At 32.1% G+C, this 13,278-nt stretch carries 14 protein-coding genes and 2 pseudogenes; 1 reads left to right on the top strand and 15 read right to left on the bottom strand.

Annotated elements, in window-relative coordinates; all coding sequences use genetic code 11:
• Positions 1-66: 66 nt before the first annotated feature.
• The 7 genes and pseudogenes from ACQCT8_RS01460 to galE form a co-directional block, all read right to left on the bottom strand.
• Positions 67-1,702, bottom strand: a pseudogene (locus ACQCT8_RS01460) (IS1182 family transposase).
• Between the two features lie 164 nt (positions 1,703-1,866).
• Complete coding sequence (locus ACQCT8_RS01455) at positions 1,867-2,259, bottom strand: hypothetical protein (RefSeq protein WP_426867912.1); 393 nt, start codon at positions 2,257-2,259, stop codon at positions 1,867-1,869.
• Between the two features lie 243 nt (positions 2,260-2,502).
• Positions 2,503-2,730, bottom strand: a complete 228-nt coding sequence (locus ACQCT8_RS01450; RefSeq protein ID WP_426867911.1) for a hypothetical protein — start codon at positions 2,728-2,730, stop codon at positions 2,503-2,505.
• Positions 2,731-3,066: 336 nt separating this feature from the next.
• Entirely contained in the window at positions 3,067-3,300 is a 234-nt protein-coding gene (locus ACQCT8_RS01445; RefSeq protein WP_426867910.1) for a hypothetical protein, read from the bottom strand.
• 83 nt (positions 3,301-3,383) lie between these two features.
• A complete protein-coding gene (locus tag ACQCT8_RS01440) occupies positions 3,384-3,818 on the bottom strand; it encodes a hypothetical protein (RefSeq protein WP_426867909.1) in 435 nt (144 codons plus the stop codon).
• A gap of 12 nt (positions 3,819-3,830) precedes the next feature.
• Positions 3,831-4,214 (bottom strand): annotated as a pseudogene (gene gloA2, locus ACQCT8_RS01435) (SMU1112c/YaeR family gloxylase I-like metalloprotein).
• Between the two features lie 56 nt (positions 4,215-4,270).
• On the bottom strand, positions 4,271-5,272 hold the full coding sequence (galE, locus tag ACQCT8_RS01430; protein WP_426867908.1) for a UDP-glucose 4-epimerase GalE: 1,002 nt from the start codon (positions 5,270-5,272) through the stop codon (positions 4,271-4,273).
• Positions 5,273-5,418: 146 nt separating this feature from the next.
• Between galE and ACQCT8_RS01425 the strand changes: the two genes are divergently transcribed.
• On the top strand, positions 5,419-6,171 hold the full coding sequence (locus ACQCT8_RS01425; protein WP_426867907.1) for a heparin lyase I family protein: 753 nt from the start codon (positions 5,419-5,421) through the stop codon (positions 6,169-6,171).
• 19 nt (positions 6,172-6,190) lie between these two features.
• On the opposite strand, the gene ACQCT8_RS01420 is transcribed toward ACQCT8_RS01425, so the two are convergent.
• The 8 genes from ACQCT8_RS01420 to ACQCT8_RS01385 form a co-directional block, all read right to left on the bottom strand.
• Complete coding sequence (locus tag ACQCT8_RS01420; RefSeq protein ID WP_426867906.1) at positions 6,191-7,603, bottom strand: oligosaccharide flippase family protein; 1,413 nt, start codon at positions 7,601-7,603, stop codon at positions 6,191-6,193.
• A gap of 1 nt (position 7,604) precedes the next feature.
• Entirely contained in the window at positions 7,605-8,162 is a 558-nt protein-coding gene (locus tag ACQCT8_RS01415; protein WP_426867905.1) for an acyltransferase, read from the bottom strand.
• The gene (locus ACQCT8_RS01410; RefSeq protein WP_426867904.1) at positions 8,159-9,316 is read right to left on the bottom strand and encodes a glycosyltransferase; all 1,158 of its coding nucleotides are present in this window, start codon (positions 9,314-9,316) and stop codon (positions 8,159-8,161) included. Before ACQCT8_RS01410 ends, ACQCT8_RS01415 begins: the two co-directional genes overlap by 4 nt.
• On the bottom strand, positions 9,309-10,463 hold the full coding sequence (locus ACQCT8_RS01405; protein ID WP_426867903.1) for a hypothetical protein: 1,155 nt from the start codon (positions 10,461-10,463) through the stop codon (positions 9,309-9,311). The genes ACQCT8_RS01410 and ACQCT8_RS01405 overlap by 8 nt, the downstream gene beginning before the upstream one ends.
• A 105-nt stretch (positions 10,464-10,568) precedes the next feature.
• Positions 10,569-11,615, bottom strand: coding sequence for a glycosyltransferase family 4 protein (locus ACQCT8_RS01400; protein ID WP_426867902.1), 1,047 nt, complete (start codon positions 11,613-11,615; stop codon positions 10,569-10,571).
• Between the two features lie 14 nt (positions 11,616-11,629).
• Entirely contained in the window at positions 11,630-12,103 is a 474-nt protein-coding gene (gene pssE / locus ACQCT8_RS01395; RefSeq protein WP_426867901.1) for a PssE/Cps14G family polysaccharide biosynthesis glycosyltransferase, read from the bottom strand.
• On the bottom strand, positions 12,100-12,555 hold the full coding sequence (gene pssD / locus ACQCT8_RS01390; RefSeq protein WP_426867900.1) for a PssD/Cps14F family polysaccharide biosynthesis glycosyltransferase: 456 nt from the start codon (positions 12,553-12,555) through the stop codon (positions 12,100-12,102). The genes pssE and pssD overlap by 4 nt, the downstream gene beginning before the upstream one ends.
• A gap of 29 nt (positions 12,556-12,584) precedes the next feature.
• Positions 12,585-13,244, bottom strand: coding sequence for a sugar transferase (locus tag ACQCT8_RS01385; RefSeq protein ID WP_426868298.1), 660 nt, complete (start codon positions 13,242-13,244; stop codon positions 12,585-12,587).
• Between the last annotated feature and the right edge of the window lie 34 nt (positions 13,245-13,278).

Genomic DNA, 13,278 nt, shown 5'->3' with positions numbered 1-13,278 from the left:
TATTTGAATAAATGAACCAAAGTAAAGCAGAGTGTGGCTGGGACATAACTAGCTAAAATTCATAACTCAAAAGGCACCGCACATCATTTTTGATGTGCGATGCCTTTTTCTTCTGTTATTTTGTTTTGCTGCTAGGTCATTTTGCGCTTATGGCGACGAATTTTCTTAAATTCACCGCCATAAACGCAAACCCCAACTCGTTTTTCACCCGATCTTTTCCACGGACAGATAATCGGGGGAAACCTAAATTAGCCTTCAGAAATCCAAAAACTGGTTCTACGTCAATCTTCCGTCTTCCGTAGATTTTCCCTGTTTTTTCTTCTGAAAGCAATGTTCTGATTCGTTCTTTTTGTTGTTCCCATTTTGGGTTCATAAAGATTTTTCGATTGTTTCCTTCTTTTGCTTTGGTACATTCCGAACGGAATGGACAACCTATACAGTTCTCACTTTCGTATACTTTGTACTCTCTGGTAAAGCCTTTGCGGTCGGTCTTCCGAGAATGATAACGGAAGGTAAGCTGCTGGTCATTTGGGCATTGGAAGGAATCCGTTTCATTATTGTAGTTCCAGTTGGCCGTATTATACGCATTTTTCTGATTGTGTTTCTTTTGTTCTTTCCGGTACGTATTAAAGGTAATCAATGGTGTACTCTCCCGATTGTCCAATACATCCTGATAATTATCTTCACTTCCATACCCGGCATCTGCGACTAGGTAAGTAGGAAGTTTAAAGAAGTGCCGTTCAATCGAATCAAGAAAAGGAATGAGCGTTCGTGTATCCGTTGGATTTGAAAAAATCTCGTAGGCAAGCGTATATTGACCTTCGGTCGCAATTTGAAAATTATAGCCAGCTTTCAGTTAGCCATTCTTCATATAATCATCTTTCATTCGCATAAACGTGGCATCATGATCCGTTTTGGAATAACTGTTTCTCTCGCCAAACAGCCTCATGTCCGCCTCATACTTCTGTTTCCGCGCCACAAAATCTTTGAACTTCTTGAAAAGCTGTTTCGGTCTTTTGCGTAAAGAGCGAAGCTTCTTTCGTTGCTGCACGTCTTCCGTTTTTTCGATTTCTTGTGTAAAGGTTTCAACGGTTTCTTCCAGTTTTTCAACGACTTCAACTAACTCTTCCGCTGAAAGTTCTTCCGGACTTTCTCGTTTAATTTCCGGTATAATTTGCTGATCAACCAATTCATCGTAGAGTTTTTTCGATTTCTCTACCAGGCTGGCGCTGTACTTCTCTACTGACTTCCGCCAGACAAAGGTAAACTTATTGGCATTCGCTTCAATCTTTGTTCCATCGATAAAAATCGCTTCTTCCTCGATCTGCTTTTCTTTAACGAGGTGACAACGAAACTGGACAAAGCAGTCACGAAGAAGAGCTTGAACTTCAGGGTAAACTCGGAATCGGTTTATGGTTCGATAGCTGGGTTGGTGCCCTTTAGCCAGCCACATCATCCGAACACTGTCTAAAAGGAGTCCTTCAATTTTTCTTCCGGAGAAAACGGATTGGGAGTAGGCGCATAAAATAATTTTCATCATCATACGTGGATGGTAGGCAGGGCAGCCGTTCTTTCGCAAGAAAGACTCGAATGCTTCATGAGGAATTTGTTCAACAAGATCATGTACCGCGTAAGCAAAATCATTTTTTTGAAGTTTGATTTCCAAGTCTAAGACTAGACGAAAAGAAAAAAACACAACGATGTTAGTTAGAATTATGAATACGACTTATACTAACCTTTTTTAAAAAATGACTTAAGTAAGAATTTAGTCAAACTAAAAAGCCTTACAGTGATCTCACACACCACAAGACTTTCCGATCAACCATCTACTTGTTACAAATTTTATTAATTTTCAGTGGTAAAGGGCTATACTATAACCCCAAACTCAACCCTCGCCTCCAAAACGTCTCTAGGACCAATCATCTTCAGTTCTTCCTTCCGATCCATTTCCCCTGTTTTAGCCATCCATGGTTCAAGACAGACAAAGTCTTTTCCAGATTCAGTCCAAAGCATGGTGTAGGAAAAAGAAGAATCTGTATTCATAACAATTTTTCTGGTTTGGTCTAGTTGCATGAAAAGTGAGGGATAACTCACATCCAATAGAACCACTGCTTCCTTTAATGACTCCATATCGATTTCTCCGGCAAAGTCTTTTACAAAATGGTCGTTGTAGTCATATAGCTCAGTGGCATTTGTTTTAAGCTTTACGAGTTCGGACTGTGCTTTAAAATGTGGATGAAAGCCCGCATAGATTGGCATCTCTTTTTTTTTGGTTGCAATAACTTTGTTGTATAGACAACTGGTTATCTTTTAGGATATAAGTAAAAATGCCTTCAAAATTAAAAGGATAGAATTTCTTAGTTTCTTCGCTGCTTTGAAAGCTTAATGCGATAGACGCTTGGTTCTCTTGAACTTCCGTATTAATTATCTTCCTTGCATTTAGTCTTGCAAGTCCATGATTGGGTATAGGGTAAATTACTCCCTCCCATTCATATTCTTTTTTTAAAACTTTCCTGAAATCGGCAATAGAACCGGGATTCCGCCTCTTATATTTTTCTCAAGGTTATAAAGAGTGTCTTCATTTAAATAAAGCTGCTCATCCCCACCTACACCCCATACTATAATAATGCCTCCTCTTTCAGAGCAAACGGTTAACCACGATGTAGAGATTTCATTCATTAACTTATAAAAAGACAGTCCGTTCTGAATATATTCCTGCATCTGAAACATTCTTTTCACCTTCTGCTCACTCTATGAATTGTAAAATCTGTGCAGCTATTTTTTCAGCATCGTTTTCTTTCTTTGTTACGTTGAGCTTTTGCTGCAAATTACGTACCTTATCATAACTTAAACTGAGATTCTGAATATCTTCCCATGAAAAACAGCTCAGCTTAATGATTGTTTAGTACGTAGCCAATCGTATTTTGATCCTCGTTCATCTGCGTTCGATTCAGTAGTATTAAAGGTTTCCCCTGAATAACCGCTTCACTCACCGTTCCCCGGCTTTGAAATGATCAGACCTGATGCTGTTATGTAATTTTGTGCTCCAGTGTAGTTTTTAGGTATTTAAAATACATTGGGGTGCTCGATATTCATATTGCTTGAGACTAAGAAGACGCAGCCTGGACTTTCCCATAACGGAAGGTTTTCCACGTTCACATCAAGTTTCATACCTAGTCCGAAAAATACAATCTTCTTATCTTCATGAGGATTAACGTCTTTCATAATTCTTCTTACTTCTAAATCCTCCAACTTTCTTGAAATCAAGTCATAATTAATCTGCTGAGTTTCTGTCCACATGGGCTCATTGCTACCAGTCAATGTTAGAAGTATATCCATTTCTTTATAGGCAGTTTTAAGTTCATGAAGATCCTCTTCTTTAATCAGATCTTCATAGGCGGTATACCAAGTAAGTTTGAAATTCCGACTGACAATATATCTAACTGTTTGGCTGCAATAAAGGGTAATGACGAAATATCAGATAGTACTAAATCCACTTTGTTTTCTATAAGAAAATCTTTTTCCTTTTCAACCTTTGAAGGAAAATCTTGCATATAGGATCTGAAAGTTTCTTTAAGTAATGTCTTATCGATATCCATTCCGTCTTTTTGCAGAACATACCCAACATCAGTAGAAATGGTTTTAAATTCAATTTCGTATCCCAATAACGATACTTTAAGTAATTCCACCCCGTAGGAGTGACACACTATCATTTTGATTGGCTCTATGGCCTGAGCGAATATTTCTCGTATAACGGCAATACTTCTTGTACAATGACCAAATCCGTAATCTGAAATATAGTAGACAATTGTTTTCATTCATATACTCCTTTACGATCTCTCAACCAATTCAATCGGCAGTCCATCCGGGTCAGGGGAAAAGGTAAAACGTTTTTTCGTAAAAGGATTTACCCGAATCTCCTCAACCTCAATCTGAAATGAAGTAAGATGTGCATTACAGGCATCAATATCTTCCACCTATAAAGCCAGATGTCTTAGACCTGCAGCTTCTGGTCTGGATGGACGCAGCGGTGGATCAGGAAATGAAAATAGCTCAATCTGAAATCCATTACCTTGTAAGTCTAATTTATACGAATCTCGTTCTTCCCGGTAAAACTCATGCACTGCTTCAAATCCAAGAACTTCTGCGTAGAACTTTTTGGAACGAGCATAGTCTGTCGCGATAATGGCGATATGATGAATAGATTGAAACATATTGACACCTCTTTCAACTAAAATAAACCTCCCTGCATTAGCAAGGAGGCTGTTTCTTATGAATGGATCTTTGTCACGTAACCTTCAGGGTGCTTCTCGTACCACGCCCAGGCTGATTCCACCATGCTTTCTAAAGAAGCATATTGTGGTTTCCAGCCTAGCACGGATTGCGCTTTTTCTGAAGATGCGACTAATTGCGCAGGATCTCCTGCTCGTCTAGCAGAAACAACAGCAGGTATATCTTTACCTGTAACCTCGGATACGATATCAATAACCTCTTTAACGCTATACCCATTACCATTTCCAAGATTAAAGGTCCCACTTTTATTAGTCTCATTCATATATTTCAAAGCAAGTATATGTGCATCTACTAAATCTTGAACATGAATGTAATCACGTATACATGTCCCATCTGGTGTTGGATAGTCGTCACCAAATACGTGAATAGCTTCGCGCTTACCAGCTGCAACCTGGAGGACAATCGGAATCAGATGGGTTTCCGGATGATGATCTTCTCCGATGGTTCCTTCTAGATCAGCCCCTGCAACATTAAAATATCGCAATACGACATAGTTAAGATCGTGAGCTTTCTTCGTCCAGTGAAGCATTCTTTCAATCGCAAGCTTTGTTTCTCCATAAGGATTAGTAGGAATCGTTCTGTCATTTTCCACAATCGGGACTGACTCAGGTTCGCCGTAAGTAGCTGCTGTTGAAGAGAAGACAATCTTATTGACATCATAATCCACCATCACCTTCAATAATGAATTTGCCCCACCAACATTATTGTTATAATAGCTTAATGGTTCTTGCATGCTGACACCTACAAGTGAATCTGCTGCAAAATGCATGACCGCATCAACCGATTCATTTTGAAATACATCAGTTAAAAACACTTCGTCACGAAGGTCACCGTAATAAAAAACTGCATCCTTATGAACCGCCTCAGCATGACCTGTGCTTAAATTATCTACAACTATAACCGATTCACCTTGTCTTACTAAGGTAGTGACAGCATGACTTCCGATATAGCCTGCTCCACCAACTACAAGTACGCTCATTTCCCAACCTCCAGTACACAAGATTATTTGTAAAATTTCACTTTCCTGTTATAAAATGAAGTTTAGCAATTACATTAAGTTAAGTTATATATATAATTGTTATTTTTATTAGTTTTTTTTACGTTATTGTATTGAGGAGAAAAATTATGAAAATCAAATTTTATTTATCTACATTTATTATACTATTTTTACTTTTAAGTTTTATTTACTTAAATAAAATGAGTGTTCCTTTAATCATTTCTAATTTCTCTTTAGATTTTGAAAGCGCAGAGATTGATGATAACGCGCTATATACTAATGATCAAACATTTCACATACATAATTTAACAAGTAATATTTGGATTGAATCCGAATTATCTAATGTAGCAAACAAGTATCTAGCTGTTCGATTAGAGAATAATCAAAGTAGACGAGAAGTTAAAATTATTGATATTCCAAATCATTCTAAAAAATATATAAGTTTTAGCGTGTATTTTGATGAAGAATTTAAAATCCCGATTGATTGGACTTTATTTGCCCAATGGTGGCAAGGAGCACCAGCCTCGCCACCGGTTGCTTTAGAAATTTCACCGAACACCGATACCTTTAAGTTTAGAGTACTAACACGGCACGGTCCATATCAAGATGCTCAACCAATCATTCGTTTTGAGGATTCTATTGCAAAAAATAAATGGCACGATTTTGTAATCGAAATATTTATTGATGAAAGTAAACAAAACAATGGGAAATTAAATATATGGTTAAATAATTATCAAATATTAAGTTACACAGGTCCTTTAGGCTATCCAGATTTAAAAGAAGAAACTAATTTCAGACTTGGACTTTATAGAGCACCAAGGAATAAAATTCCTGCAGTTCTTTATTTTGATAATATTAATATAGGAGATCGCACACATTAAAAGCACTATAGAAAAATAATTATTTTTTAATAAATTCAGTTATTAAATTAAATAATCCAAATATTTTTAAAAGGATTATATATACTAAACAACCAACTGCAATTAATAACATCACATGAAATAAATTGTTTTCAATGAATGATTTTCCTACAAAAACTATAATACCCATAGCCAGAGAACATATAATGATTTTCATAGAAGTAAAGTAGTCTATCTCTAATCTAATGATCTTCCTAGACCTTACATATGATATTATAAGGAAGAAAAAATATCCTAACAATGTACTTATAGCAGCACCTGTCCCACCAAAAAAAGGTACGAGTATAAAAGTCAACAATACATTAATTAAAGCAGCAAATATACTATTCAAAAATATTTCTCTAGTATTTTTTGTTAATTCCCATACCTTATTAATATAAAATAATGTACCAAATATTAACATACTTAGATTAGTAAGGATTAATATTACTGTCCCACTAGAATAGCTAGGCGAACTAATGATTAATATTGCTTCATCACTAAGAATAGATAGACCAAAAGTTATTGGCAATAAAATTAACAAGAAATAATTGAATTGCTCTTTAATAGATCTTGTAGCATTTAAGCTACTCTTTCCTTCTTCATAACTTCTTAGGATTATTGGATAAGATATTAATAAAAGAAACGTTATAAACACATTATAAATATTGGAGGAAATTGAATAGGCTAAAGAGTAGACGCCTAATTCAACATCTTTATTGAATAGTTTTAATATGTATCGATCCGATGAAGACATAATCCATTGCATGGATGATAATCCAACTAATGGTATACCATACCTATAAATTTCTTTAAATGCTGAAGAAGAAAACCACTTACTTTCTTTACTTTCGAATAATAGTATCGTCACCACTATTAAACCAATAAGAATATTGGGAACAGCAAGGGCAATCGTAATAATTAATATATCGTCAATGTTAAATTTAATAAAACTTACTATAAAGACTAATTTTAGGATCCAACTAGAACATACTATAATATTGTAAATCTTAGCTTTGTTTAGTGCTCGAAACAAAGAACTAGAATAAAGAAATAGACTTTCTCCAACAAATAATATTATAATAGGTATAATAAATCTTTGAGTTTCTATTATTAGATTCATAGTTATAATTATTATCAAGAAAAACATCCACATACAAAATAAGCTTATAAGAGAAGTGTTTAAAAGTATGTTTAATTCGGATTTATCTTTTTGATTATTGTACATCCTTATCAAGGATTGTGTAATCCAACTAATTAATACAGTATTTAATAAAGCAACTGTTGTAATTACAAGGGAATAATCACCGTAGCTAATAGGGTCAAATTCTTTAGTAAGTATAGATATTATTAGAAAACCAGCTACTCCAGATATAAGAGAAGAAATAATATAATGTATTGAGTTTTTTTTCATATTACTTATCTCTAAAGTTAATTTTATTAATATTATTCTTTATAAATATATTCTTGTCTTTCTCTGACATTTGCAAAGTATTAATGTATAAATGATTGTTTTTTTCTATATAAGAATTAATATCTGAAATTTTCTTCGCAGGATTTCCTCCTATAATAGAGTTTTTAGCAAAACTCTTAGTAACTACACTCCCTGCTGCAACTATAGAGTTTTCACCAATGTTAACTCCAGGTAATATAATTGAATCCATGCCTATAAATACATTATTACCTATTGTTATTTTACCAATGATGTTAGCATATTTATATTCATCTAACATCTTTCTTACAGTCCACATGCCGCCATCGTGTGTTATGAACCTAACTCCTACTGTTATAGTTACGTTATTCCCAATCTCAATTAAATATGGCTCAGAAGAAAAATTTGTTGAAAAAAACCTACAGCCTTCTCCTACTTTAACCCCCTTTTCTCTAGCATCTCTTATAGCATATTTATAATAATATTTGTTTTTATTTCCGAAGTATTTATGGTATTTTGATAAGATCCGATTGACTATCATACTTCAATCCACCTTTTTGCTATACTTTCCTTCTCAAATCTAGTTAGTAAGATACTATTAATTTCTTTATAATTACTTTGAATGTCATTCTTACTAAGTAAAACTTCCATAGCTTCTATTAAATCTTCATTAAACTTTTTTTGTTGATTATTTATCGGTGAAGAAATCAATATTCCATTCTTATTAATATAAGGATATTTCAGAATGTCATTAATAGATGTTTCAGGGGCTAAAATTTCTCTTGGTCCTGCCTCACAATCGGTAGAAATTATAGGAAGACCACAAGCAACCGCTTCAACAATCACATTACCGAAACCTTCATATTTTGAACTTAAAATGAAAATATCTGAGCTTTTCATTATATTAAATGGATTACGTTGAAATGGTAATAGGCTGACTTTCTCACTTAGTTCTAACTCTCTAGCTTTTTTTATAATACTCTCCTCTTCTGGCCCATCTCCAATTATTGTAAGGTGGACATTGCTATTAGAATGCTTATCGATATAAATTTTAAAAGCTTCTAACAACTCCACATGTGCTTTCTGTTCAACCAATCTGCCTATAGTTATAACATTAATTTTTCGATCATCAATACTAGTATTATCTATAGGTATATTTTTTTGATAATTGATTAAATCTACATCTATTGGATTGTGAATAACGATTATTTTCTTTTTACAGATATCGAAATTCTCTATTAAATCTTTTTTTACTCCGCTAGATATGGCTACTATAACATCCGCTTTACTGTATATATGTTTTACCAAAATCTTATGGAATACTTTCTTTATCCCTTTAAATTCCATGGATTGTTTGTTTCTTATAGAAACAATTGTTTTTTGGTTCTTTTTTTTTGTAAGTACATTTATAAGATTCGGATTATCTAAAAAAGAGATTATTTTCTTATAACCATTCTTTTTCTTTATTTTATTAATTTCTTTGTATTTATAAAATAAATTTATAATCTTTCCAAAAATTGAATTAGCTTTGGGTATATTAAGATTAACAATATTCTTATTACAGAGGTACTCATTTTCCACACGGTGATAAACTATAACATCAATTTCCTGGCTTAAAGAATTTGAAATTGTCGTGACAACTCTCTCGGCTCCACCTTTAGAAATCGTAGGTATTATAAAAGCAATTTCAGGCATTTTTTTTTCTCCTTATGTCATTACTTAGATTCATGAGTACCATGGCAAAGAAATTTAAGATTAGCAACAACCCTATATTTACAGCCAATCCATTAAATGAGTTAAAGAAAAGAAAAATAATACTATATAAAAAAAACAAATAGTATGTTCCATTCTTAATAAAAGTGGCGGCTGGAACTATGTATGATATACCTATGATTAATATTGAAATTACTATTCCATAATCAAACATATACATTACTAGCGGTATCTCAATATTATTAAAATTACTTACTGATCTTAATAATTCATCGGAATAGCCCATCCCACCACCTATAAAATAAAAAGGCTTAACTAAAATATCATTAAAAACATACTCTAGTGCAGCTAGTCTACCATTAGAAATATCTCCTCTTTCAATAGCGATAGAAAATCTTTTAATTATGTTTTCTTTAAAAAAAGAGGAATTAATAGCTATTAAAGAAGCTATTGACAGAACTATCAAGTTAAGAATTTTTCTTCTAGTAAAAAAGATTAATGATAAAAGAATTAGGGCTAGACAAATTAATCCAAATTTACTATTAATTAAAAAACCATTGCATATAGATATAAGTAATACAATTTTAAAAGAAATATATGCCTTTTGATCTTTGTAATGAACCAATATAATGTTAGAAACAATAAAAATTAAACTTAGTCCCATATTAACTAAGGGATGACCAAAAGGAGAGAACAATCTGTATACATTACTTTTAATATCATTATTTATACTATTTTCATAGTGAGAACCAGTTAATAAATCAGATAGTACTAGTTGAAGCGTTTTACCACTGACAAAATCAATAAACCCATAAAGTGTATTAACTATAACTATAACGTTAATTATCTTTACAAAAATTAAGTATTTATGCTCAATACTATGCAAACTAATATATAAAATCAATATAGGTAATAAGCTATTGTATAAAAATCTGTATAAGGACATAATATCGTTTTCATAGTAAATTGAACTAATAATACCTAAATACAAAAATAATACACTTATTAAAAACGGAGTTGCACTTAAAGTTTTTTTATTAATATATAAATAAAAAAAATAAATAATCCAGGGCATAAATGAATATGTGAAAGGGAGGTTAATATTTATTTCTAGAATTGTACGCATCACATTAGAATATCCATAAATATAAGCTACTACGATGCAAAATATAATTGGTTTCAATTTTATATTCCATTTATTACTAAATTGAAAATTAGTAGTTTCGATAATTAATCACCCTTGCTTATAAATCGATATCAAATCTTCAATATTTTTGTCCAAATTATACTTCTTAGTTATTTTTTGTAAATTCAAATAAGACATATCTTCCCTTTTTTCTTTGTCATTTATTAATTCTAAGATATACTCCTCCATCTTGTTCTTATCACCGGGTTCAATTATATATCCATTTACTTCGTGTTGGACTACAGACGGTATAGAGCCTACATTAGTAGAGATAACTGGTACACCATGACTCATAGCTTCTAAAATAGACATTGGCATCCCTTCATTATATGAGGGTAGTAAGAATATCAGCGACTTCTCATAAATATCAGCAATTTCCTTTTCATCACCTATCCATCCAGGTGTAAGTATTTTATCAGATAGCTTTTTTTGGTCAATGATTTTTCTAATTTGCTCTAAATCCCCATCACCACCAATTAGAACTTTAATGCCTTCAGGGATCTCGTCCTTAATTTTGTCAATTACTTCAATAATATCATATGTACCTTTTCTTTTAGACAATAGCCCCATAGAAGATATATAAATTTTTTCTTTAGTTTGTTTCACAATATTTTTCGGAAAAACTGCATTATCAAGTGAGATAACTTTTGTATTGGTTATAGACGAGTAGTATCGTTTCCATTCATCCCCCAGTGCTAGAATCACATCACATTCGTCAAAAAACTTAACAATTTTCTTCTTTTTAACTTTACTAGATTTATTAAAAAATTCTTTGAATTGAGAACCATGTAAATGGATAATGATTTTTGTCTTCGATTTATTTAAGATTTTTAATAGAATATATTTCCTTACAAAACTCCCTTTATAGGACATGTGAATATGGTATACATCATAATTATTCAACCTTGTATGGTACCATAAATATATTAATTTTATTAAAAAGTAAACTATATTCGAGAAATGACTTTTGCCTAAGTAGGTAGAAGAGTACTTAAGATCTACTTGGATAGGTAATTCTGATTTCAGGTAATTTTTTACGACTCTTGTGATTCCTCCATTAACTGACAATTTAGAACCTATCATTAAAACCTTCAACCTTTATTTCCTCCTTACAAACTCTTTATTTTATCTAATAAGAAATTAGTGAAGCACTTATTATTTGATTGAAAATTCGCATAATCTTTTTTTCTAACTTTATTTATTATTGAATGCAATTCTGATATATCTATACAAGTCTCAACATGATTTTTTTTAAAGAATAGAGACGCTATCTCAGATTGATGATCATCTACGTGTTCCCCGAATTTTTTGTATCTCGGAACTACAATTACTTTCTTCTTTTCATTCAAGGATTTGATTATTGATCCAGTGCCTGCATGAGTAATTATGATTTCCGCTTTATTAATCATTTGAGAAAAGTGCAGTCTGTCCATGAATTGAGTGTTATTTATACCTTTTAGAATTTTAGTACTATACCCTGTTTGTACAAAAAACTCTTCTTTAGAGAAATTATCAATTCTTTCTATTTCCGTTAAAAGTCTATTGAATTGAAACCTTTGCGACCCGACTGTGACAAATATCAATATATACTTCCTCCATATACCGCTTTTGGGTAAACTTTCAACATTTCTTCCCACTGTACTACAAATATATCGGAAATTTTATATGCTAGTTTTCCCGTTAGCGTTGGTGTTTCAATTTTGGAAAAAGATTCTATAAAGATAACCTTTCTCTTAAAAAGTTTCATGATTAACATTAAAGGAATTACAGAAAGTGCACCCGTACTAATAAAAACTTCTGGTTTTTCCTTTACAAAGATATAAAAAACTTTAATGAAATTTATAAATATTTTTGGTAACAAAAGAATTTCTTTTCTATTAATTTGAGTAACATAGTATGTTTTAATTTGATCACTATCACTACTGTAATTGGTTTTCTCTGTTAAAATAAAAGATTCATTAACTTGCATTATATTTTTTAACATCATTAATTGTTCAAAGTGACCTCCAGATGATGCAGCGAAACATATTTTCATTTTAATTCACTCTTCTCTTTAACTCATAATTAATAAGCATTCTTCGATCCAAAAAGAACTAATACAGTTAGGCAAATTAATTTTAAATCAATAAATAGATTTCGCTCCTGTATATATTTTAGATCTAATTCCACCCATTCAGAAAAACCAATATTACTTCTACCACTAACTTGCCAATAACATGTCAAACCAGGTACCACTTTTAATCTTTGCATCTCATAATTAGAGTATTGATTTACTTCATCAGGCAAAGGAGGTCTAGGTCCTACAAGACTCATTTCTCCCTTTAATACATTAAAGAGCTGGGGTAATTCATCAATGCTAGTTTTACGTATAAACTTTCCAATCTTTGTTATTCTAGGATCTGCTTTTATTTTAAATATTGGGCCACTAGCTTCATTTTGCATCATTAAAGACGCTTTAAGTTCTTCTGCATTGGACACCATTGAGCGAAATTTATACATATAAAATTCTTTTCCGTTTTCACCCATGCGTTTTTGCTTAAATATAATAGGACCATTAGAATCTTCTAATTTTATAATAACTGAAACCACTATGATCAAAGGTAGCAACATAACAATACCAATAATTGCACCCAATATATCTAATACTCTTTTTATAAAAAGGTAAGAGTTATTGTTATTAGTAGATATTTTTTCAAAAGATACACTCGATGCTTCACTGCCTATCGAATTTTCTTTCAAACTAGGATAAGACAATATA

The organism is Jeotgalibacillus proteolyticus (assembly GCF_050107735.1).
GTDB lineage: Bacteria > Bacillota > Bacilli > Bacillales > Jeotgalibacillaceae > Jeotgalibacillus > Jeotgalibacillus proteolyticus_A.
This window is presented reverse-complemented; position numbering and strand designations above follow the sequence as displayed.